This window comes from Candidatus Hydrogenedentota bacterium (assembly GCA_019637335.1).
Classification (GTDB): domain Bacteria; phylum Hydrogenedentota; class Hydrogenedentia; order Hydrogenedentales; family JAEUWI01; genus JAEUWI01.
This window is the reverse complement of sequence record JAHBVV010000025.1, coordinates 16,148-38,924: the sequence shown is the minus strand read 5'-3', so window position 1 is coordinate 38,924 and position 22,777 is coordinate 16,148. Positions and strand designations below refer to the sequence as shown.

Sequence of the window (22,777 nt, the reverse complement as noted above, 5' to 3'; positions counted from 1 at the left end):
AGAAAAGAAGTTGGAGAGCGATTGAAGTTCACGCGAAGGCGCAGCGGAGACGATCCAGGGCGCTGGGACAAAGAAATAAGGGTGGGGATTGGATTTGGAGCCACAAAGAACACAGGGCCGCTCGCCGCAACCAAAAATGATCACCACGAAGGCACAAAGGGCACGAAGAGAAACAGAGAAGGGCTTTAACCGCAGAGAACGCAGAGGATGGCTCTTGTACGCAGATGAAGTAGTTGGTTGAATGGGGGTGCGTTTTTGACCACGAATGGACACCAATGCACACGAATGCGCCTCGAGCGGCCACTGGCCGCGATCAGGATTTGTGACCACGGATGACACGGATGACACGGATAGCAATTGGTTCCGGTCGTTGATGCGTGCCGGCGGCTGCGCGCGATTTTCGACGCAGCCTGCTCGGATTGTTCAGCATCGGAATTGTAGCGGGGTGGAAGGGGCGGCGGGCTGTTCGGTCTCATCTTGTTCGAGCGTCGCGGCAACCCGTGTCATCGGTGTAGTCCCTGGTCAATGGAAGAATACCGGCACAAAGAACACGGGGGAGTCTCTGGCCGCAGCCACAGAACTGATCACCACGAAGGTCACGAAGGTCACGAAGAAAAACAGAGAAGAGCTTTAACCGCAGAGAACGCAGAGAGCGCATAGGGTGTTGTTGTGCGCGGACGGATGTGGTCGGTTGAATGAGGGCGGAATTTTATCCACGAATGGACACCAATGCACACGAATACGCCGGGAGCGGCGGCTGGCCGCGATCAGGACTTGTGACCACGGATGAGTCTCCGGCAGCTGCCAGGGAATTGATCATCAGAAGGGCACGAAGAGAGGGAGTTTTTGAAGGGGGGCATGCCAGGGTGTATGGAATTGGTCCGTGTCGGGATGCGGGGGTGGTGTGCGGGGGGATTGGATCGGGGGCCACAGGGAGCACAGAGAACACACAAAGGATTTGTTTGAACCGCGAATGGACTCCGTGCAGCCTTTGGCCGCGATCTGGAATTTTGGCCACGGATTACACGGATTGCACGGATAGAGACCAGCCTGTGGCCGCGACCGATGAAATAATCACCACGAAGGGCACAAGAGAAGAAATTTTTGAAGGGGTATGGAATTGCTCCGTGTCGGGATGCGGGGTCAATGCGCGGGGGGGATTGGATCGGGAGCCACAAAGAGCACAGAGAACAGAAAGGATTTGTTTGAACCGCGAATGAGCGCGCATGGACTCAGCGTGGTCTTTGGCCGTGATTTGGAGTTTTGACCTCGGATTGCACAGGGCAGCCTCAGGCCGCAACCGAATAAACTTGAACCGCGAATGAACACGAATGAACGCGAATTCTATGGTGGTTCAAGGCGCGTCGATATTGAATGTAGTGGACTCGGGATTCCCGCTCTTCCGGCCCTTCGGGGCGATTTCTCAAAACATCGCCGACAGATGGGGACGAATTTCGAATCCGCGTTTCGGCTACGTAGCCTGATTTGTCTGAATGGATTACCGCGTGACCTTCCAATAAACTTGCCCGAAAAGAAAGGAGAAAATGACGGATAGTAGTACGGATAGAAAAGGAATTCGATGTGTTCCAGCCGCGATTGGTCACGAATGAAGGAAGGGTAGGTTCGCGTCAGGAGGATTCCGAGGCTGTATTCCTGACTTTCAGTAAGTGTCCGGTGACGTACATCGTCGGTGGTGTCATTCCGTGGAATTGGCCCACTGGTCGGGGAAGGAGGCCTTTGCGCGTGTATCACTCCTTTTGGGCCTTCTTCTCATTGTGGCGGTAGGGGTAATCCACAGTTCGGTGGACGCGAGGGGAGTCGCCTGGTGAAGTCGGTTCACGGTTCTCTTGCGGTATCTTCTTCCCCTATCGGGCTCTGGAATCGATCCAGCCGCAGCGCCTCCCGGAAGAAGGCCCGGTCCCACGCGTCAAAGAAGGGAAGCCGCCACAGCAGTAGCCCGTAGCTTGCCGCGAATACCACCCCGCAGCCGAGCGCGGCGGCGAGGTTCCCCATGCGACTCGCATAGTCCGCCAGCACCCACGCGACGCCAACAGAGAACACCGTACCCGGCAGCGCGGCAACGACCGGCCCAAGGAGCGCGTCCCGCAGCAGCGGCATAACGGGGGCATCCACCTCCCGCCGCATCGCCCGAAAGAACCAGGCGGAAGACAGCGCAAGCGCGATTGCCGTCGCGGCGGGAATCCCGTAAAACCCAATCGCCATATACAGGGCCACCGTCAGCATGATGTTCCCAACCGTGGATATGAGCCCCGCCGCCATCGGCAGTCCCGCGTTGCCTTTCCCCAGCGCGATGCTTACCCCGGGTCCCGGCAGGACGTTCACCGCGTAGCCCGCGAGGAGAATCCGGGCCACCCACACGGCCGGCCCATGGTCGGCCTTCGCCGCATACAGGCACAACAGCAAATCCGCCGCGGCCATCCCAAACAGGGTCAGCGGCACGGTCACCGCTGCCATATAGCGCGTCGATCGCGTATAGAGCATCGCCAGTCGCTCCCGGTCGTCGCGCGCGTCCAGGTCCGATGCCGCGGGCGTCAGCGCGCTTACCAGCAGCGCCGGAATCTGCCGCAGTTTCTGCGCGAGGTCCTCCCCGATCCGGTACAGCCCCACGAGGTCCAGCGCCCCGCCGCCGACGAGCGCCACCACCATACGATCCGTCTGAAAATTCACCAGGTTCGCCAGCCGCGCCACCTGCGCGCGCCAGCCGAAGGACAGCATCGATTGAAAGAGCGCCCCGCGCATTGCGAACGGGCTGCACCGCAACCCGGGATACAGCAGGCGCGCCGCGACCACATGCGCGACCGCCGTGGCGGCCAGCACGATCCCGCTCGCATACAGCAGCCCGCGCACGCCATAGCCCTGTTCGAGAAACGCCACCGTCGCGGTTATTTTCACGAGCGAAACCCCGAAACCAATCGCATTCGACACCCCCATCCGCTGCAAACCGGCGGGCACCGCCGAAAACGGGGCCATGGCGTTCGTCGCCACGAAAAGCAGCAGGGCTCCCCGCAGCAGAAAACGCGCCTCCTCCCGCGCCGCGCTATCCGGCGCCAGCCCTGGCGCCCCCGGGTTGAGCCAGGCCGCCAGCGCGACCGTCGCTTGCAGCAACCCGTCAATAGCGGGCCACCCGATAGCCAGCAGCCCCGCGCCAAGCGCCAGGTAGAAGTAGAAGCCCGTGCTCACCACCCCGCTCACGCCGGAACGGTCGCCCCGGGCCGCGCACGCGGCGATGAAACGGCTGAATGCGCTGCTCATCCCGAAATCGAAGAGGGCGGCGTAGCCCGTGAACAGCGCAATGAGCGACCAGAGGCCGAAGCCCTCCAGCCCCACGCGCTCGATGATGTATACCGTCAGCGCGATGCCGGCGATGGCTTCCCAGCAGCGCCCGGCGGCGTTGTAGACCGTATTGTGCGCAATCGTCCGCTTAATCGACATTGCGCGCCGGCTCCCGCACCGCCAGAAATACCACCGTCTCCAGGCCGCCGCCCCGCCGCGGAATTGTCATCGGCGGGCCGACCGCGTCAAACCATCGGGGCGCCCGCCGCCAGCGCGACAGCATCTCCGCGATCTCCCCCGAAAGGGCGCCGGATTCCGACACATACGCCTCGGGGATCATCACATGCCGGATTCCCTGATCCCGGAGCCACGCGACCTGCTCGCGCAGCGGCCTGTCCGCGATGCGCCGGAGGCTCCAGTGGTTCTGGAACGACGGGCCGTTGAAATAGTAGCTCCGCTGATCAAGCAGCAGCAGTTTTCCGCCCGTGTTCAGGTGCGCATTGGCATATTCGAACGCCGCATATCGCTCCACACGCGCGCCCAGGTACGCCGCCCGGCTCTCCAGGCCCAGGACCACCTTCATCTTGAAATGCATCGCGGCGGCGTGCAGCCCCAGGCCGTACGCAAAGCTGATCAGCACCACCGCCGCCACCGCGCGCCGGCCAACCCGCAATCGCTCCACCGCCAGCGCCGCCACCACCATCATGGGCGTGAAAAACGGCAGCAGGTACCGTGCAAGCCGCTGGAAGAAGAAAAAGACTGTGCCCCCCGCCGCGCTGAAGGCCCCCAGCCCCCACGCGCGCGCGCCACCAAGCAGCAGCCCGGGTATCCCCAGCGCAAGCACCAGCCCCCCGGGCGACTTGTTCCACCCGTCAAAAAGCTGCGGGCGCATGACGATATCCCACGGAAAGCGCAGATATGCCAGCAGGCCCGCGCCCCCGGCCCGCGCGATCGACTCATGCGCCCCCGGATCGGAAATCGCGATATGGTCAATCGGGGCCGCTGGAAAATATGCCAGCAAGAAAGGAAACACCGGATTCCCGGTCACGATCCAGCTCCGCGCGAGCCAGGGCGCCGCCGCCGCCAGCGCGAAGCCCCCGAATAGCGCCAGCGCCCGGACCGGCCGCCGGCGCCACGCCAGCGCCGTAACCGCAGCGAGCATTAATGCGGCCACCAGCAGGCCCGTGTGGCGGATTCCGCAGCCCGCCCCCGCAAACAGGCCCGCGAGCGCGAGGTAGCGAAGGCGGCCCTCCGCGCGCCACGCCATCAGCGCCGCCAGGGCCGCCGTGCTGTACGCGGCAAAGCCCAGATCGATCCCGACACTCCCCGCCTGGTCCATGAAGATCGGCGCCGTCGCCAGCATTGCGGCAGCCACCAATCCCGTCTGGCGCGTGCCGGCGCGGCGCCCCAGCGCATACAGCGCGGCACAGGCCAGCACGCCCGATCCCCAGTTGAGCATTGACACCAGCAGCTCGCCGCCGGCGCCCCCCGAATACGCGATCGCATACAGCACATGCAGAAACTGCGGGTAGCCCGTGTATACGTTCCCCGGATCCAGCGCGACCCGACCCGCGCGCGCGTAGGCCGCCGGCAGCGCCAGGTGCGCCACCGCCGCGTCCCATCCGGTCGAAGGCGCCAGCGCGCTGATTAATGTCAGCAACCCCGCGGTCGCCAGCGCCAGCAGGGAACACTTTTCCAGGCGGTTAAGCCCCCGCCAGGCTGCGCGAGCCCCAAGATGGTTCGGGACAAGTCGGGGTTTCCGTCCCCAGAGCGACCACCCGACGCACCCCGCCGCGGCCGCCGCGAGCGCGTATTGGGCCACGGCCAGCGAATGGCACGCCAGCGCGAGCAGCACCGGCGCGGCCACGGCCAGCCCGGCGAGCAGCCTGAAGCACGTCGCCTCGGCCAGGTCGCCGTCCCCGGTATTCCGGGCCACAAGCAGGCCACCGGCGCACCAGGCCGCGATTAGCAGCATCAATACTGACATTAAGTATTCCCATCCGATGAATGTAGAGGGACGATAGCACGCTGCCCGCGCCCGATGCATCCGGCACGGACCGGCAACCACAATTTAGTCATGATCGAATTGACGGACGTCAGTCCGAGCGATTCCCCAGGGACTCAGACATTGCAGTCTGAGGAAGACGGAATAAGGGCCGTCTCCCGCGCGTGCAGCGCCCGCCGGATCCGGGTATAATCATACGTGTTGGGTACATCTTTCCCCCGGGCGGAACTACCGTGGACGAAAAGGAGTCGGCGTTTGAACGCTGTTGAACGCATTCTAAAAGCCCCCGCGCGCGCCGCCGCGGTTTTATCCGCCGCGGCATGCGTGGCGTTAACCGGCTGCGCAACCACGTCGGGGCTGGGGGCGGAAAGCGCGGTGATACGCGCGAAAAACCGGGTTGCGCCCGCGCTCGTGCATATACGCCCGGTCAAGGAGGTCTACCAGCAGGGCCAGCGGCGCGAAGTGCCCGTTATTGGCAGCGGATTCATCATCACGCCCGACGGGTACATCGTCACCAACGAACACGTCGCGGGCGAAAGCCGTTTTGTCCGCTGTGTGCTCAGCGACAAGAGCGAGGTGGACGCGCGCGTGGTTGGTGTAGACCCCTACACCGATCTGGCGGTGCTGAAACTCGACCTTCCGGATCGTCTTCCCTACGTGGCCTTCGGGGATTCCGACAAGCTCGAATCCGGCCAGACCGTCATCGCGATGGGGAGCCCGCTCGGCCTTTCGCGTTCCGTTTCCATGGGCATTGTCAGCGTGACCGGACGCCACCTTTCGGGCCAGACCGACCATCCTTTCACGAACTGGATCCAGACGGACGCCGCGATCAACCAGGGCAACAGCGGCGGCCCCCTCCTGAATATACGCGGGGAAGTCATCGGCGTGAACACGATGGTTCTCCGCGGAGCGGAGAACGTTGGCTTCGCCATCCCGAGCAACCTCGTGCGGCAGGTCGCCGAGCAGATCATGGGCAACGGTCACGTTCGCCGCAGTTGGCTTGGCCTGGAGTTGCAGGAGATGCTTGCCCGCACGGAAGATCCGACGCGCAAGGGCGTGCTCGTCGCCGGCGTGGATCCGCTCTCACCGGCGTTCGAGGCCCGCATTCAGCCCGGCGATATCCTGCTGTCGGTTGGGGGCACGCCCACGAATGCCCGTTTCGAGGAAGACCTTCCCCCTGTAAACAAGTTCATCGCGGACCTGCCGGTCGGCGAGGAAGTGCGCCTCAGCCTCCAGCGCGGTGATGAAATCTTCGAAGTTCCGCTTGTCACCGAAGAGCGCGGTGGGCTCAAGGGCGCCCAGGTCGAGTTCAGCGGCTGGGGCTTTACCGCCGCGGAATTGACGCCCGCCGTCGTTCGCCGCGCGGGGCTCGATTCCCGCGAAGGCGTGCTCGTGTCCGGCGCGCAGGTCGGGGGCATCGCGAACAAGGCCGGCCTGGCGCAGGGCGACATCATCCTTTCGGTCGACGGCGTCAAGGTTGAAAACCTGGCCGGATTCAAGGAAGTTTACGACGCCCGCGTGGCCGACAAGACCCCGCTGGTCATGCTCTCGGTGCGCAATCGCGCGCTACATCGATTTGTGCTGATCAAGCAGGAAGCGGGCGCCCCGGCTCCCGTGGTGGAAGGAACCTCCGATGCGGAGTAGTGCGCTGATTCTCACGTGCATGCTGTGGCTGGCCGCCGCCGCCGCCGCGCAGGACTTCGACGCCGAGATGCTCCGCCGCGCCTATGCGGATCTCAAGCCGGCGATGGGCCTCCTCACTTACGCCAGCGAGATCACCAACCCCGCGACCGGCGAGATCAGCCGCCGAGACGGCAATGGCCTGGCCCTGATTGTATCCCCGGATGGGCTGGCCCTCTGCCACGGGCATATGAAGCTCGAGAACAGCACCCCTTTCAACATCAATGTCACGCTTGGCGAGGGCCTCGATGAGAGGCGCTATTCCGCGGAATTTGTCGGCAAGCCCGACGACCTCAACGTGGTCTTTATCCAGCTCCAGTCCGACACCCCTCTGAATCTGCCGCACGTCGAGTTCGCGCCGGCCTCCAGCCTCAAGCTCGCCGACCCGATCACCATATTCGGGCTCCTTGGCGATTCCCTGGACTTTACGCCGAGCCTGCAGAACGCCCGGATCGGGGCTGTTCTCGACAAGCCCCGCACCACCTACTGCCTTGACGGTTCGGTGCGCTTCGGATTCGTCTCCGGGCCCGTGCTCGACACGCGCGGGCGCGTCGTGGGGATTGTTGGCTTTGACCTGGCTCCGGCGGAGGGCGGCGACCTCTACATTCGCAGCGGGCACCCGCTCGTATACCAGGTCGAGCTTTTCAGCAAGTACCTGAAGAATCCGCCCCGGGGCAACGGCGAGGCCTCAAGCGAGGGCGGCGCCTGGCTCGGCGTGTTCACCCAGCCGCTGACCGATGACTTCGCGCGCTACTGGAACCTCGAGCCCACCGGCGGCCTCATCGTGAGCACGGTGGTGCCCGGTTCGCCGGCCCAGGCGAGCGGGCTGCAGGAAGGCGATGTCATCGTCAATTTCGACGGCACGCCGATCCGGGCCAGGCAGGACCGCGACGTGATGGGTTTCACCAAGCTTGTACGGGACACGGGCGCCGGGAACGAGGCGAAGCTTCGGGTCCTGCGGAAGGGCGAAGCGCTTGATCTGGCCGTCAAGCTCGGCGAGCTTCCGCGCTCGGCGCAGCAGGCCGAGGAATATGAAGACAACGCGCTCGGGCTCACCGTTCGCGAGCTTACGCAGGACATCCGCCTTCGCCTGAACCTGTCGGAGGAGGTCCAGGGCGTAATCGTTCGCCGCGTGAAGTCTGGCAGCCCCGCGCAGCTCGGAAAAATGCAGGCGGGCGTGATCGTCCTGGCGATTGGAGACTTCCCGACCCGAAACCTCGACGAGTTCAAGTCCGCGATTGCGCGTGTTGCCGAAACGAAGCCCGCCGAGATCGCAATATTTGCGCGGCTCGGCTCCGAAACAGGGTTCTTCCGCCTGGAACCCGTGTGGGAATAGAATGAAACGCCGCGGTAGTTCGACACGGCACGGCATCCAGCCGCTTCTTGCGTACTGCTGCCTCGTGTGCGCGGTCGTGTTCTTCGCCGGGTGCGGCAGGCCCGCGTACGACCCGGGCCTTTTGAAGCAGGCCGCCGCGCTGGGCGAGGAGCAGCGCTGGGACGAGGCGCGGCCCTTCATCAAGGCGCACCTCGTACGGCATCCAGACGATCCCATTGCCCACTATTACTATGGCCTGAGCTACCTCCACCTCGGCGCCCCTCAGCTCACCCTCGCGGAAGGCGAACTGCTCACGGCCCAGGCCCTCCTCTCCAGGGACATCATTCCCACCGAGGAAGTGACCGGCATGGAATATTTCAAGTTCAAGGGTGTGTTGCATCAAAAGACGGCGCTCGTGTACATGCGGGCGTTTCGCGAGGCGCTCCGTTTCAACGTGCCGCCCGAATACAGCCGCGAACTGCTGATCAAGGCGGCGGAACAGGTCGATCTCGGCCTCAAGTGCAATCCGGCGTCCGTGCCGCTGAAGGAATACCGGGATTTCCTGCAGGAAACCCTCCACGGCACGCCGGAAAAACAGCCCGAAGTCATGACACGGGCCCCGGGAAGCGGCAGTTCCATTTGACGCGGCGCCGCGGCCACCTTGGAACAGGCCTCCCGTTCAGGTACACTTGACCGTCGCTGACAGTACGGGTCCCGCGGCGCCGCCCCACGGCCGTGGGCCTTCCATCGCAGTGCCGCCCGCCTGACGCCGCGCGCCAGCGGGCCGGCGTGACCAGCGGGCGGGGATGGCTCTGGCCCTCCGCCCCAATGAGGACCGCTGCCCGATATGAACGCAGCCGAATTGTTTGTCCAATGTCTTGAGGCCGAGGGCGTACGCTACATCTTTGGCGTGCCCGGCGAAGAAAACGCGCACTTCCTGATGGCGCTTGAGAAGTCCCCCATCGAGTTCATCATGTGCCGCCACGAGCAGGCCGCCGCCTTTATGGCGGAGACGTACGGCAAGCTCACCCGCGAAGCCGGGGTCTGCCTCAGCACGCTGGGGCCCGGTGCCACCAACCTTGTCACCGGCGTCGCAAGCGCGAACAGCGACCGCGCGCCCATGGTCGTGATTACGGGTCAGGCGGACATACAGCGCCAGCACAAGGAAAGCCACCAGAACATTGACGTCGTGTCCATGTTCCGGCCCGTCACGAAGAACGCCACGCCCATTATCCACCCGGACAATATCCCCGAGGTCGTTCGCTGGGCCTTCAAACAGGCCATGCGCGAAAAGCCCGGGGCGTGCCACATCGAGCTTGCCGACGACATTGCCGCGCTGCCGGCCACGCGCCGGCCCGTCCGTAAGAACTATCTCCGCCGCTCCGTCGCCGACGACAAGATCGTGGATATCGCCATGAACGTGATCCGTTCAGCGAGAAATCCGGTGATCCTTGCCGGCAACGGGGCCATCCGCACCCGCACGGCGAAAATGCTCCGTGAATTCACTGAGCTCACCGGCATCGGGGTCATCAGCACGTTTATGGGCAAGGGGTGCGTGTCGCGCCAGGCGGAACAGTGCCTCTTCACGCTCGGGCTTCAGACCAAGAATCTCGCGAACGCCGCCATCAAGGCCGCCGACACCGTCATTACGATCGGCTACGACTTCGTCGAGTACCACCCCAGCGTGTGGAACAAGTCCGGCAACAAGAAGATAGTCCACATCGATTTCCTGCCCGCGCCGGTCGACTCGTTCTACGAGCTTGACGCGGAGGTCGTGGGCGATACCGCGCACACCCTCTGGATGATGAACGAGCGCCTCAAGGCCGAACCTCTTCGGTTCGAACTGCCTGCGCAGCGCAAGACGCGCCAGGTGATGCTTGGCCGATTCGCCGAGCACAAGGACGACGATACCGAGGGATCGATCCGTCCGCAGAAGGCGATCTGGGATGCGCGCGAGGTCCTGGGCCCCGAGGACATCGTCCTCAGCGATGTCGGATCGCACAAGATGTGGATCGCCCAGTATTACCAGTGCGACGAGCCGAACACCTGCCTGATCCCCAATGGTTTTTGCTCCATGGGCAGCGCCCTGCCCGGCGCGATCGCCGCGAAGCTCGTTCACCCGGAAAAGCGGGTTCTCGCGATCTGCGGCGACGGCGGCTTCCTCATGAACGTGCAGGAGATGGAAACCGCCGTCCGCCTCAAGACGAACATCGTTGTCATGGTCTGGGTCGACAACGGCTATAACCTTATCGAGTGGAAGCAGCAGAACGAGTTCGACCGGCACACCAATCTTTCCTTTGGCAACCCCGATTTCGTGCAGCTCGCGCAGGCCTTCGGGTTCCACGGCATGTACGTCGACAAGTCCCGCGAACTCGCCGGCGCGCTCGAAGAGGCCTTCACCCTTGACAAGCCCGTCCTGCTCGCCGTGCCCATCGACTACCGGGAGAACGATCGCCTCACCGAACAACTGCAAATCATCGTCTGATCCGGCGGCGCGCGGTCCCCGGGGCCGCGCCGGATTCGGAAAGCGGCCCCCCTATCCGGTAAACTACCCGGAACCGACGCAGGGAGATATCAATCATGCTTAGAGAAGCCTACCCCTATTACCTGGCCAACAAACCCCAGCAGCCCAATACCGATCTGGAAGTCTTCGACAAGTACTCCGGCAAGGTCGCGACCCGCGTCGCCATGGCCGACGAAGCCGCCATCGATCATGCCATCGCAAAGGCCGTCGAGGCCGATGGCCCCATGCGCCGCATGCCCTCCTACAAGCGGCAGGAGGTCCTCGAACACTGCGTCGCCCGGTTCAAGGAGCGCTTCGACGAGCTTGCCGAAACCCTCTGTATCGAGGGCGGAAAGCCCATCAAGGACAGCCGCGGCGAAGTGACGCGCCTTATCGACACCTTCAAGATCGCCGCCGAACTCTCCGTGAACATCAACGGCGAAGTCCTTTCCATGGACCGCAGCGCCCGCGCGCACGGCTACAGCGGCATGGTCAAGCGCGTCCCGATCGGCCCGTGCTCTTTTATATCTCCCTTCAACTTCCCGCTCAACCTCGCCGCGCACAAGGTCGCCCCCGCGCTCGCGGTTGGTTGCCCCTTCGTGCTCAAGCCGGCGAGCCTCACCCCCCTCGGCGCGATTATCATCGGCGAAATCCTCGCCGAGACCGACCTCCCCGAGGGCGCCTTCTCCATCCTGCCCTGCAAGCGCGATGGCGCCGCCCTGTTCACCGAGGACGAGCGCCTTAAATTCATGAGCTTCACGGGATCCCCCGACGTGGGCTGGGCGCTGAAGGCCAAGGCCGGCAAGAAGCCGGTGGTCCTGGAGCTTGGCGGCAACGCCGCGTGTATTGTCGATGAAGACGCCGACCTGGAAGACGCCGTCGCGCGCATGATCATCGGCGCCTTCTACCAGTCCGGCCAGAGCTGTATTGGCGTGCAGCGGATCGTTATCCACGAATCCCTCTACGACGCCTTCAAGGAGAAGTTCGTCGCCGCCACGAAAAAGCTCAAGGCCGGTGACCCCCGCGATGAGGAAACGTTCATCGGCCCCATCATCTCCAAGGGCGAGGCGGATCGCATGGAAGCCTGGATTAAGTCCGCCGTAAACGCCGGCGCCACGCTCCTCTGCGGCGGCGGGCGCGAAGGCAACCTCCTCGAAGCCACCATCCTCGAAAACGTCCCCAAGAGCGAGCCCATGTACGCCGAGGAATTCTTCGGCCCCGCCTGCCTCCTCACCAAGTTCAAGCACTTCGACGAAGCCCTCGCGGAAGTCAACGATAGCAAGTTCGGCCTCCAGGCCGGCATCTTCACCCGCGACATCTACAAGATTCAGAAAGCCTGGGACGAACTCGACGTCGGCGGGGTCGTCATCGGCGACGTGCCCTCCTGGCGCGTCGACCACATGCCCTACGGCGGCGTAAAGGACAGCGGCCTCGGCCGCGAAGGCATCAAATACGCGATCGAAGACATGACCGAGCTTCGGTTGCTCGTGGTGCGAACGCCCCCGAACGCGCTGTAAGCGAAGAGGCCAATGAGGAGATTCAAGCCGCGCTCGCCGGAGCGCGGCTTTTCTTATGGTGGGTTGCGATCTATCCAGGGATGCGGCCGAGGTTTTTTCTGGGGTGGTGGGGGTGGACAGAGTGGACAGAGTGGACAGAGTGGACAGAGTGGACAGAGTGGACCCGCCTTCGGCGGGCAGGCGCGTGGACGGGGTGGACCCGCCTTCGGCGGGCAGGCGCGTGGACGGAGTGGACCCGCCTTCGGCGGGCAGGCGCGTGGACGGGGTGGACCCGCCTTTGGCGGGCAGGCGCGTGGACGGCGTGGGCCTGGTGGACGGCTACTTGTTTCCCTTGGTCTGCATGCCCACTTCCCATTGATCCCTCCGCCGCCATCATTTATCATGGCCCGTGCGCCCCGGCATGGGCGCCTGCACCAAACGTTCAAGCGGAAGGAAATATCACCATGCCCATCAACCTCATGACTACCATCCAGGGTTCGCTTCTCGAGGGCTTCTTCCCGGAAGGCTGGGATCTCGCTGCCATCGACAAACTCTGTGGCCGCAAACCGGAAACCATCACGAAGCCGGAAAAATGGTGGAACAAGAAATTCGAGGCCGTGCCCTGCGCCTCTCTTGAAGACTTCGACACCATGATGGGCCACGAAATCGCCCTCGCCATCCTGAACGCGAAGACGAAGAAGAAGCAGATCGCGTTCATCCTCCCCGTCGGCCCCATGGGCATGTACCGTTGGGCCGTCTACTTCCTGAAGGAATGGAACGTCGACTGTAAGCACGTCCACGGCTTCAATATGGACGAATGGAGCGACGAAAAAGGCAACACCCTCCCCGCGAAGGATCCCGGCGCCTTTCAGAACGCGATGGAGCAGGCCTTCTACGGCCCGCTCGGCAAGCTTACCGTCCCCAAGAGCCAGCGCAACTTCGCCACGAAGAAGAACCTGCCCACGTTTGGCGAAAAGATCCGCGCGCTGAAGAAGAAAGGCGCCTCCCTCGTCACCGTGTTCGGCATCGGGCGCGCCTGCCACATCGCCTTCTGGGAGCCCCACTTCGCCGCCGAATACAAGTCCGAAGCCGCCTGGAAAAAGGAAGACTACCGGTTGGGCGCGCAGCTCTGCCCCATGACGATCGAGCAGAACGCCATCACGAGCTTCAAGAGCCGCACGACGCTTGTCCCCACCCGCGCCAACACCGTCGGGCCCGGCCTCTTTCTGATGTCGGACCAGATCATCGGCGGATGCGACGGCAGCCTCGGCCGGGGCATGATGTGGCAGGGCATGTCGCTCTGGATGAGCCTCCACCACAAGCCCTCCCCGTGGATTCCAAGCACCTACATGCCCACGCTGCCCGGGCGCCTCTTCTTCCTCGACGAGCTCGCCGGACCGCTCGAACCCGAATGCAACTGAGGCGCGGCCGGCCGCCGCGAAGAATGCGCGATTTGCCAGCTATTTGAGGAAAACCGCGATATTCCGCAGGGACAGCAGGGACAGCAGCGACGGCAGGAATGGACGTTTTCTTACTGCCGTCCCTGCTGTCGCTGATGTCCCTGTAACCCGGGGCGACTTGCCTGAACTTTGGAACTACCGCCAGGAGAGAGTAGCATGAGCGAAAACCAGTTGACCCCCCGGGAAATCGCCGAATTCGAAGAAACCGGCTGCCTCCTCAAAAAACGCTACTTCGACGCCGAAGAAATCGACCTCCTCTACAAAATCGCCAAGATGGACCAGGCGATCGCCACCGGCGCCATCGAGCGGGTGGATAAAGAGGGCTACACGACGCGTCTGACCGTCTGCAATGCCCTCGAAGACGACATGTACAGCGCGATCGTCCGCTCCTATAAGATGGTCAACCCCATGGAGCAGCTCCTCGGCGGCGAAGTGTATCACTACCACCACAAGATGATGCTCAAGGAACCCCGCGTTGGCGGGGCCTGGGAATGGCACCAGGACTACGGCTACTGGTACAACAACGGCTGCCTTTACCCGCTCATGGCCAGCTGCCTCATCGGCATCGACGCCGCCACCAAAGAAAACGGCTGCCTCCAGGCGATCCCCGGCTCACACCACCTCGGCCGCATTAACCACGGCACCGTCGGGAACCAGACCGGCGCCGACCTCGAACGGGTGGAGAAGATTCTCGAACGCATGGAAGTCGTTTACTGCGAACTCGAACCCGGCGACGCCTTCTGGTTCCACAGCAACGTACTCCACCGCTCCGACGCCAACCTCAGCGACAAGCCCCGCTGGTCGCTCATCTGCTGCTACAACGCCGCCCGAAACAACCCGTACAAGGAGCACGAACACCCCTGCTACACCCCCCTCGAAAAGTGGCCCAACGAAAAGATCAAAGAAGTAGGCCGCGCCCAGTGGGAACGGATGCAGGCCGCGATCGCCTGACCCGGGACCGCCCCCTATCGCTCCAGCCGGTACACGTGCACCGAGAAGCGGCCCCACACATCCGTGATCGCGCCCCCCTCCACCGGCAGCGTCCGATCTTCATGCAACACCGTACACACACGCCAATCCCCCAGCCCCGACAACGTCGCCTTCGCGCGGTTCCGGTCCGCGTTGCACGAAAACACGTACCGGTAGCCCCCATGATCCCGCACGATCAACTGCACCCCGTCATCCACCGAATGGCCCAGCTCATGATACGCCGTCTCCACCGCGACCCCCGGATCCGGCGCAACCAGCACCGCCCCCAGATCCGCCACCTCGCGCGTCACCCGCTTTAGATCGTCCCACGCCTGCGACGGCTGCGGCGTGAAATCGCTCCCCCAATATACAATTCCGTTCGCCCCCTTGATCAGCGCCTGATACGCCATAAAGCGCGACTGGCTGTAACTCGGATACTGAATCTTCTCCTCGCGCTGCTCCACCACGTCCGTCTCCTGCACCAGCTTCTCCCACGCGAATGCCTGCAACACCATCAGCAGCGGACGGTTCGGGCCCGTCACCTGGCGCATCTTATCCACATAATCCCCCACCTGGCTGATCGACGTGTTGTTCAAGTCCCCCTGGTGACCATCCGGAAACAGCGCGTACATCGTCATCAGCCCTCCCGGATTCACCGGATAAATATCGCACGCCACGATATCCGTCCCCGCGTTATACGCCCGCATCGTCGAAACCAGGTTCGTCGGCGCGTGGTTCATATACAGCAGCTTTTCCGGCGCCAGTTCCTTGATCACCGGATAGGTCGCCTCAAAGATCTCCGGACCAAAACGCGCCTCCTTCTTGAGCCAGTCCCACGCCGGCTCGTCGATCGTCTCAATAATCGCCAGCGCCGGATGGTCCTTGATCGCATTCACCCGCTCCCGCAGCTGCGCCTCGCTCGCCTCCCGATCCGCCAGATCCAGCGCCCCCACCGACGTCCAGGCCATCACCCCCGCCGCCTGCGCCGCGTCCAGCTGCTCCGCATTCCCCGCCCGCACCAGGTTGAAGCCCGCCTCCGCCATCTCCGCATACGGCCGCTCCGACTTCGCCGCGTAATAGCTCCCGATGATCAGCGTCCGCGCGCCATTCACCAGAATCGTCCCATCCGGATCATAACCGAGCGAATACGGCTGCCCAACCGCAACCCCGGCCAACACCACACAACACGCCGAGACCATCGATTTCACCAACATGCGAACCACCTTTCCCATACCCGAATAAAACACAACACGCAGGTTATCAGGCAGCATACCAGCCCGCCCGTCTTCGAATCCCTCCCCCGCATCATGCTATAGTACGGGTTTCCCGATCCTCCCGACAATTTCCCGGCCATTCACCGGACCTCGACCCGAAGATTCATGAAAAAATTTGACGAACAGCTCGTGTCCGGCAGCATCCTTCGCTCCGTCTGGAAACTCGCCTGGCCCGCCACGCTGCTCAACCTCGTCAACGGCATGCACAGCTTCGTCGACCACGTTCTTGTTGGCCACTTCGTCGTCTCCGACGCCAACGCGGCCAACGCGGCCATCGGCGTCGCCTGGCAAACCTTCCTCATCTTCGTCGTCTTCATTGCCTCCCTGTTCCACGGCATGAACGTCCTCATCGCCCGCTACGCCGGCCGCCAGGACCGCGCCAACATGAGCCGGGTTGCCTACGAGACCTTCCTGGCAAGCCTCATCATTCTCATCTTCATCGTCGCCCCCGCCGGATACATCGCCGCCCCGTATCTACTGGACCTCGTCGGGGCGGAGGCCGAAGTCCGCATGCATGCGCTGCCCTATCTCCGCATTCTCTTTACCTGCGGCGCCCCGCTCTTCATCAGCTTCATGTTCACCGGCGCCTTCCAGGCCTCCGGCGACCCGAAGACCCCCCTCGTTCTCGGCATTCTCGCCACCATGCTCAACATCGGCATCAGCGCCGTCCTCATAACCGGCATCGGCCCCTTCCCCCAGCTGGGCGCGATCGGCGCGGCCATCGGGACTGTTCTCGCCCCGCTCTTCACCGTCGCCATCTCCGTCACCCTCGTGCTTCGCCGGAAGATGGTTCTCCAACCGCCGGCGCAATTCCGCCTCTGGCCCGACCTCTCCGTCATCAAGGTCGTCGCCCGGATCGGAATCCCAACCGGGATTCAGGCCGTCCTCCTCAACATCGGCGGATTCCTCGTCCTGGTCTTCCTCGGCCGCATGAGCCACGACATCTCCGCGCCCGCCATGGCCGCCTACACCATCTGCTACGCGCAGCTCTTCTCCCTCGTCACGTGGACCTGCTTCGGGCTCCGCTCCGCCTCGGGCACGCTCATGGGCCAGAACATCGGCGCCGGAAACCCCCGCCGCGGAAAGCGCGCCGTCAGCGTCGCCTCCCTTTTCGGCGCCGCCTGGGCCGTCTTCATGGGATACTTCTTCTGGTTCTACCCCGCCGAACTCCTCGGACTCTTCGACGCCACCAGCGAGCCCATTCTCTCCATCGGCGTCTCCCTCCTCCGCTTCCTCACCTTCTCCGGCGTCATGCTCGCGGTCACCCTCGCCATGACCGGCGGCCTTCAGGGCGCCGGTGAAACCAAGATCCCCATGTACATCGCGTTCCTCACCCAGATCGTCATCCTGCTCGGCATCTGCTGGTGGTTCGACTGGCACGGCTCCCTCACCCCGGATCGCGTCTGGCTCGCCATCTTCATCAGCCACGCCACCCGGCTCGCGCTCACGTGGGCCGTCTTCCGCACCGAGCAATGGGCCCATACCGAGGTCGAGCTGGCGGATTAACGCGCGCGCGAGGCGTATAATGAATCCCCGCACCCGCCCGGTGGATAGGAGGACGGTTATACCATGTATGGAGACACCGCACCGCTTTACGACATCATCTTCCCGTATAACCCCGCGGTCGTCGCCTGTATTCAGCGCTATCTGCCCGCCGGTCCCGCGCGGATCCTCGACATCGGGTGCGGCACGGGAAAATACAGCGCCGCCCTGGCCGACGACCACGAAGTTACCGGGATCGACCCCGACTCCCCGTCTATTGCGATTGCAAGGAAGCGCGGCTCGCGCGCGCGTTTCGATGCCTGCGACCTCTTCGGCCTGCCAAACCGCGGCCCCTTTGATCTGATCTTCTGCATCGGCAATGTTATCGCGCACATTCCGCCCGATTCGATCGGCCCGCTCGTCAACGCGGTCCGCGCGCGCCTGAGCCCGGGCGGCGTCTGGCTCTTTCACACCATCAACTGGGACCCCATTCTCCGCCACGAAACCCACGCGTTCCCCATAATCTCCCGCGAAGGCGTAACTTTTGTCCGGCGGTATCAGGACATCCGCCCGGAACGCGTGCTATTCCATACCCGTCTGACCGCGCCCGGCGGCGAGGTCCGCGAACACCGCGTCCCCCTCTATCCGCTTCCCGCCGCGCGGATCGACGCCCTTCACGAGGGCTTCACGCTTCTCGACCACTTTACCGACTACTCCGGAAGCCCATTTAATCCCGACGCGCCCGCCCAGATTCGGGTGTACCGCAACGCAACCGGCTGATTTGATCTGGCCGGGTTATGTCGAGTTCGCGCGGTAAGATTCAGCCCGTGTTGGATACCCCTGCCGGGACGGGCACGCGCTCTGTGGGTCTTGTTGGTCACGCGGTCGCGCCTGGTTGGACGCGGGCCGGGCGAGATCTGAGCGCACGGTTACCGGCGCGCGTCCGTCCCTGGCTGGATCCGTCCCGAATCACCGGCACAACGTGATCCGGCCCTTTGCCCTGACCTATAATTGCGCGCGTAGTGCTGGCGCACCATCGATCAACTTCGAGAAACGGGTCTGGAAATGGGACATTATTGCCGATACTGCGATCGCATTCGGGCGAATGAGAAGTTCTCCGGAAAGGGGCATCGGAACCACGTTTGCAAGGATTGCCAGAAGCTGCCAAAGCCGGAGCGCGACCTTATCGACTGCCGGGACGAGATCTTTGGCTTCCTGCGCCAGCGGAATATATCGTTGAAGAACATGGCCCGCCTGGAGACCATGATCGCGGAAGCCGACCCCGAAACCCGGCGTCTGGCGGAGATCGTGCTGGAAGTCGCGCGGGTCAAGCCGCACAAGCGACGCAGGCTTAAGGTGCTGGCGGAAAAGCGGCCGGACCTGCTTGACGAGCTGGAGGATACCGGGCTGATTTTCGCACACGGCGGATGATCGCGGGCACAGGGAGACAGGACAGTTCGATGGCCATACGATTGACCCCCGCGGGGCACCTCCGCTGGTCCGATTCGCCCGATGAAGCCGCCCCCCGGGGCCTGGCCGCCGTGCGTGCGCAATTTGAGCAGGACTGGCCTGGCGGCCTCTTTACCCTGGCGGCGGAAAAGGTGGATCCGGGCGGCGCCCAGGACCTGCGCTACTGGCGGGACTTCGCGGCGCGCTATCTGACGGCGCTGTGCCACGTTCCCGCGGGCGCCGAATCCTTTGAGGTCGCACTCCCGACGCCCGCCGAATGCGCGGGCCTGATCCTGACCGCGCCCCCCATGCAGGGCGGCGAATACCTTTCGGAGGCCGTGCTTGGCGGGATCTGGGAGGCGCTCGACGCGTGGGTCCGCAACGCGATCACGCGGGACGGCGGCCTGGAGGAGTTCCTGGCGTCGCGCGCGCCCCGGTGGCGCCAGGTGGGCCGTGTTTGCTTTCACCTGGCGGAGAACAAGAGCGACCCCGCGCGCCCCTTCGCCTTCATGGCCACCTACACGGCGGGTTTCGGCGCTTCGGGCCAGCTGAAGCACCAGCCCCTGCGCAAGGCCCTGGAACAGTACGCCACGGCGAAAAACCGTCCGGCGCTCGTCAAGCTGCTTTCACCGGTTCACGAGGCGGCCAAGCGCTGCGACTGGGTCAAGGCCCTGGTGGATTCCAGCGATATCTACCAGCCCATGGCCTGGCCCGCGGCCCGCGCGTACACTTTTCTCCGCTCTGTTCCCGATCTGGAGGAAAGCGGCCTTTCGGTGACGATGCCGGACTGGTGGAAGCGGCGGCCCCGGCCCCGGGTGTCGGTCACGATTGGCGAACAGAAGAAATCCACCCTGGGCGCGGAGGCCATGCTCGATTTCAACGTCGCGGTCGCCCTCGGCGATACGGCGCTGTCACCGGCGGATATCAGGGCGCTGCTGGCGGGCGAAGACGGCCTGGTCCTGATCAAGGGCCAGTGGGTGGAGGTGGACCGCGAAAAACTCCGGGAGGCCATCGGCCATTGGGAAGCGATCCAGGCGGAAGCCGCGAACGGCGAAATCTCCTTCGTGGAGGGCATGCGCCTGCTTGCGGGCGCCTCGCGCGATCTCGATCACGAAGTGGAAGACGAATTCGAGCGCGCCTGGGTGCACGTGGGCGCGGGCGAGGCCCTGCGCGAGGTGCTGGCCGAACTCCGCGAACCGTCGCGCCTTGCCGGCGAAGGATATTGCGCGTTGAAAACAACCCTGCGCGCCTACCAGCGCAAGGGGGTCGCGTGGATGCGATTCCTCACCGAACTTGGCCTGGGCGCCTGCCTGGCGGACGACATGGGCCTGGGCAAGACCATTCAGGTGCTCGCCCTGCTGCTCTGGGCAAAGAATGCGCCGGCGGACCAACGGAAACCCTCCCTACTCGTCGTGCCCGCGTCCCTCCTGGGTAACTGGCGTCAGGAGGCGGAGCGCTTTGCGCCGTCCCTCAGACTCCAGTTTCTGCACCCGGCCGAGGCATCTCGCGAGGAAATAACGAGGATTTCGAACGCGCCCGAGAAATACTTGGCCGGGACCGACCTGGCGGTTACAACCTACGCGATGCTGACCCGACAGCCCTGGCTCGCGGAACAGCACTGGAACCTGGTTATCCTCGACGAGGCCCAGGCCATCAAGAACCCGTCCACCGGCCAGGCGAAGACCGTGAAGAAGCTTCGCGCCCGCGCCCGCATCGCGCTCACCGGGACGCCGGTGGAAAACCGGCTGGGCGATCTGTGGTCCCTTTTCGATTTCATCAACCCGGGACTCCTCGGATCGGCGGCGGTGTTCAAGCGCTTCGTGAAGGGGCTCCAGGCCCGCGAGCGAAACCATTTCGCGCCCCTGCGCCAGCTGGCGGGACCCTACATCCTGCGGCGCCTGAAAACGGATCGCGCCATCATCTCGGATCTGCCGGATAAGACCGAGACCACGCGCTACTGCAACCTGACAAAGGCGCAGGTGAAGCTGTACGAACAGGCCGTTCAGACGATGAAGAGGTCGCTCGGATCGGCGGATGGCATCGGGCGGCGCGGCCTGGTGCTGCAAACGCTCATGCGCCTGAAGCAGATCTGCAACCACCCGAGCCAGCTCGCCGGCGACGGCGATTACATTGCCGGGGACAGCGGGAAGTTTTTGCGCATCGCGGAAATCTGCGAGGAACTCGCCGAACGGCAGGAAAAAGTTCTGGTATTCACCCAGTTTCGCGAGATAATCGATCCCCTTTCCGAACACCTTCAGGCGATCTTTGGGCGTTCGGGCCTCGTCCTGCACGGCGGCACTGGCGTGAAGAAGCGGAAGGAGATCGTCGCCCGGTTTCAGGACGAGGACGGCCCGCCCTTCTTCATTCTGTCACTGAAGGCGGGCGGCACGGGACTGAACCTCACCGCAGCCGCCCACGTGATCCACTTTGATCGCTGGTGGAACCCCGCCGTCGAAAACCAGGCCACGGACCGCGCCTTCCGCATCGGCCAGAAGCGGAATGTGCTCGTGCACAAGTTTGTCACCCGCGGCACGGTGGAGGAGCGGATTGACGCGCTCATCGAGGAAAAGAGACAATTGGCCACCGAAATGCTCTCGGGCGAGGGCGAGGTGAACCTGACCGAACTGCCTGACGATGAATTGATGCGCCTCGTCCGGCTCGATGTGAACCAGGCGGCGCTCTAGGAGAACCCATGCCCTACTGGTATCGCGAATATGTGCCCGTGTCAGCGCGCCGCGCCGAGGCGAAAAAGAAAATGGAGAAACTGCGCAAGCAGGGCAAGGATATCCAGCCCGTGGAGATCGAAGGGCTGAAGATCGCCCACAGTTTCTGGGGTAAGGGCTGGTGCAAGCATCTGGAGTCCTTCTCCGACTTTTCCAACCGCCTGCCGCGCGGCCGGACCTACGCGCGGAACGGCTCCGTGTGCCATCTGGAAATCCAGCCGGGCCGTGTCGAAGCCCTGGTCTCCGGCTCCTCGCTGTACACCGTCACGGTGGAGATCAAGGCGTTGCCGTCGTCGGCCTGGAAGGCGATCAAGGCGAAATGCGCCGGCGGAATCGGCTCCATGCTCGAATTGCTTCAGGGCAAGCTCTCCAACGAAGTCATGACGGTCGTAAGCGATCGGGATGGCGGCCTCTTTCCCAAGCCGCGCGAGATCACGCTCAAGTGCAGTTGCCCCGACTGGGCGACGATGTGCAAGCATGTGGCGGCGGTGCTCTATGGGGTTGGCAACCGCCTGGACTCGCGGCCCGAGCTGCTGTTTTTGTTGCGCGATGTGGCCGCGGAAGAATTGATCTCCGCGGAACTCGCCCTGCCCGGCGGAGACGGCGCGAGGTCTTCCGACGCGCTCGCCGCCGACCAGCTTGGGGGAATTTTTGGTATCGAGATCGACGAAGGAGATTCCGCACCCGCGCCAGCCCCCGCGCCAGCGAAGGGCGCCGGCAAGCGCGGGCAGTCACGGAAAGCGGCGAAACCGCCCCGGGCGAAGGAGCCTGAGAAGGCGGTGGGCAAGAAGCCCGCAGGCCGGGCCACGCCCGCCCGTGCCGCAATGGCCGCGAGGAATCCCCAGGCGGATACGCCGCCGGCGCCCCGGCTCCGCCCCTCTTCCGCATCGGTCGCGCGGCTGCGGAAAAAGCTCGGGCTTTCGGTGGCGGAATTCGCCGCCGCGCTGGGGGTTTCCGCGGCAACGGTGAACCGCTGGGAGTCGGATGGCGGCCCGCTAACCCTCCGGCGTCGCCCGCTTCAGGCCCTCGCCAAACTGCATGAGGAAGCGAAATCCGGGGCTTCTTGAGTGGGGAAGTGGGGGGAGGGGGGGCGTTTTTCTGCGGGTACAGCCTCGGGCGGGTTCTTG

At 63.9% G+C, this 22,777-nt stretch carries 16 protein-coding genes; 13 read left to right on the top strand and 3 right to left on the bottom strand.

Annotation, left to right across the window (positions count from 1 at the left end; genetic code table 11):
• Positions 1 to 1,836: 1,836 nt before the first annotated feature.
• Both KF886_20995 and KF886_20990 read right to left on the bottom strand, forming a co-directional pair.
• Positions 1,837 to 3,453, bottom strand: a complete 1,617-nt coding sequence (locus KF886_20995; GenBank protein MBX3179840.1) for an oligosaccharide flippase family protein — start codon at positions 3,451 to 3,453, stop codon at positions 1,837 to 1,839.
• Positions 3,443 to 5,281: a glycosyltransferase family 39 protein gene (locus KF886_20990; GenBank protein MBX3179839.1), complete on the bottom strand. Its 1,839-nt coding sequence runs from the start codon at positions 5,279 to 5,281 to the stop codon at positions 3,443 to 3,445. The genes KF886_20995 and KF886_20990 overlap by 11 nt, the downstream gene beginning before the upstream one ends.
• A 273-nt stretch (positions 5,282 to 5,554) precedes the next feature.
• Here KF886_20990 and KF886_20985 point away from each other — a divergent pair, with 273 nt between their 5' ends.
• The 8 genes from KF886_20985 (at position 5,555) to KF886_20950 (ending at position 14,704) form a co-directional block, all read left to right on the top strand.
• Entirely contained in the window at positions 5,555 to 6,943 is a 1,389-nt protein-coding gene (locus KF886_20985; protein MBX3179838.1) for a trypsin-like peptidase domain-containing protein, read from the top strand.
• Positions 6,933 to 8,315 carry a PDZ domain-containing protein gene (locus KF886_20980; protein ID MBX3179837.1) on the top strand — a complete coding sequence of 461 codons (1,383 nt, stop codon included), beginning with the start codon at positions 6,933 to 6,935 and terminating at the stop codon, positions 8,313 to 8,315. The genes KF886_20985 and KF886_20980 overlap by 11 nt, the downstream gene beginning before the upstream one ends.
• A 1-nt stretch (position 8,316) precedes the next feature.
• Positions 8,317 to 8,937 carry a hypothetical protein gene (locus KF886_20975; GenBank protein ID MBX3179836.1) on the top strand — a complete coding sequence of 207 codons (621 nt, stop codon included), beginning with the start codon at positions 8,317 to 8,319 and terminating at the stop codon, positions 8,935 to 8,937.
• Positions 8,938 to 9,141: 204 nt separating this feature from the next.
• Complete coding sequence (locus KF886_20970; GenBank protein ID MBX3179835.1) at positions 9,142 to 10,779, top strand: acetolactate synthase large subunit; 1,638 nt, start codon at positions 9,142 to 9,144, stop codon at positions 10,777 to 10,779.
• Between the two features lie 95 nt (positions 10,780 to 10,874).
• Positions 10,875 to 12,314, top strand: a complete 1,440-nt coding sequence (locus KF886_20965) for an aldehyde dehydrogenase family protein (GenBank protein MBX3179834.1) — start codon at positions 10,875 to 10,877, stop codon at positions 12,312 to 12,314.
• A gap of 55 nt (positions 12,315 to 12,369) precedes the next feature.
• Positions 12,370 to 12,672, top strand: a complete 303-nt coding sequence (locus tag KF886_20960; protein ID MBX3179833.1) for a hypothetical protein — start codon at positions 12,370 to 12,372, stop codon at positions 12,670 to 12,672.
• A gap of 91 nt (positions 12,673 to 12,763) precedes the next feature.
• Positions 12,764 to 13,714 (top strand): glucosamine-6-phosphate isomerase, encoded by a 951-nt coding sequence (locus tag KF886_20955; protein ID MBX3179832.1) that lies wholly within the window; start codon positions 12,764 to 12,766, stop codon positions 13,712 to 13,714.
• A 195-nt stretch (positions 13,715 to 13,909) separates the two neighbouring features.
• Positions 13,910 to 14,704, top strand: a complete 795-nt coding sequence (locus KF886_20950; GenBank protein MBX3179831.1) for a phytanoyl-CoA dioxygenase family protein — start codon at positions 13,910 to 13,912, stop codon at positions 14,702 to 14,704.
• Between the two features lie 14 nt (positions 14,705 to 14,718).
• On the opposite strand, the gene KF886_20945 is transcribed toward KF886_20950, so the two are convergent.
• Positions 14,719 to 15,936: a hypothetical protein gene (locus tag KF886_20945; protein ID MBX3179830.1), complete on the bottom strand. Its 1,218-nt coding sequence runs from the start codon at positions 15,934 to 15,936 to the stop codon at positions 14,719 to 14,721.
• 165 nt (positions 15,937 to 16,101) lie between these two features.
• On the opposite strand from KF886_20945, the gene KF886_20940 reads away from it, so the two are divergent.
• The 5 genes from KF886_20940 to KF886_20920 all read left to right on the top strand — a co-directional run bounded on the left by KF886_20940 (position 16,102) and on the right by KF886_20920 (position 22,717).
• A complete protein-coding gene (locus tag KF886_20940; protein MBX3179829.1) occupies positions 16,102 to 17,502 on the top strand; it encodes an MATE family efflux transporter in 1,401 nt (466 codons plus the stop codon).
• Positions 17,503 to 17,565: 63 nt separating this feature from the next.
• Entirely contained in the window at positions 17,566 to 18,258 is a 693-nt protein-coding gene (locus tag KF886_20935; GenBank protein MBX3179828.1) for a methyltransferase domain-containing protein, read from the top strand.
• Between the two features lie 285 nt (positions 18,259 to 18,543).
• Entirely contained in the window at positions 18,544 to 18,909 is a 366-nt protein-coding gene (locus tag KF886_20930) for a hypothetical protein (protein ID MBX3179827.1), read from the top strand.
• Positions 18,910 to 18,938: 29 nt separating this feature from the next.
• On the top strand, positions 18,939 to 21,611 hold the full coding sequence (locus KF886_20925) for a DEAD/DEAH box helicase (GenBank protein MBX3179826.1): 2,673 nt from the start codon (positions 18,939 to 18,941) through the stop codon (positions 21,609 to 21,611).
• Between the two features lie 8 nt (positions 21,612 to 21,619).
• Complete coding sequence (locus tag KF886_20920; GenBank protein ID MBX3179825.1) at positions 21,620 to 22,717, top strand: helix-turn-helix domain-containing protein; 1,098 nt, start codon at positions 21,620 to 21,622, stop codon at positions 22,715 to 22,717.
• The last annotated feature ends 60 nt before the right edge of the window (positions 22,718 to 22,777 follow it).

Bases quoted from the DNA above. Each gene is read 5' to 3' on its own strand.
- KF886_20980 (MBX3179837.1), top strand. From the start codon at position 6,933: ATGCGGAGTAGTGCGCTGATTCTCACGTGCATGCTGTGGCTGGCCGCC.
- KF886_20970 (MBX3179835.1), top strand. From the start codon at position 9,142: ATGAACGCAGCCGAATTGTTTGTCCAATGTCTTGAGGCCGAGGGCGTA.
- KF886_20930 (MBX3179827.1), top strand. From the start codon at position 18,544: ATGGGACATTATTGCCGATACTGCGATCGCATTCGGGCGAATGAGAAG.
- KF886_20975 (MBX3179836.1), top strand. From the start codon at position 8,317: ATGAAACGCCGCGGTAGTTCGACACGGCACGGCATCCAGCCGCTTCTT.
- KF886_20940 (MBX3179829.1), top strand. From the start codon at position 16,102: ATGAAAAAATTTGACGAACAGCTCGTGTCCGGCAGCATCCTTCGCTCC.
- KF886_20935 (MBX3179828.1), top strand. From the start codon at position 17,566: ATGTATGGAGACACCGCACCGCTTTACGACATCATCTTCCCGTATAAC.
- KF886_20995 (MBX3179840.1), bottom strand. From the start codon at position 3,453: ATGTCGATTAAGCGGACGATTGCGCACAATACGGTCTACAACGCCGCC.
- KF886_20960 (MBX3179833.1), top strand. From the start codon at position 12,370: ATGGTGGGTTGCGATCTATCCAGGGATGCGGCCGAGGTTTTTTCTGGG.
- KF886_20925 (MBX3179826.1), top strand. From the start codon at position 18,939: ATGGCCATACGATTGACCCCCGCGGGGCACCTCCGCTGGTCCGATTCG.
- KF886_20950 (MBX3179831.1), top strand. From the start codon at position 13,910: ATGAGCGAAAACCAGTTGACCCCCCGGGAAATCGCCGAATTCGAAGAA.
- KF886_20920 (MBX3179825.1), top strand. From the start codon at position 21,620: ATGCCCTACTGGTATCGCGAATATGTGCCCGTGTCAGCGCGCCGCGCC.
- KF886_20945 (MBX3179830.1), bottom strand. From the start codon at position 15,936: ATGTTGGTGAAATCGATGGTCTCGGCGTGTTGTGTGGTGTTGGCCGGG.
- KF886_20965 (MBX3179834.1), top strand. From the start codon at position 10,875: ATGCTTAGAGAAGCCTACCCCTATTACCTGGCCAACAAACCCCAGCAG.
- KF886_20990 (MBX3179839.1), bottom strand. From the start codon at position 5,281: ATGTCAGTATTGATGCTGCTAATCGCGGCCTGGTGCGCCGGTGGCCTG.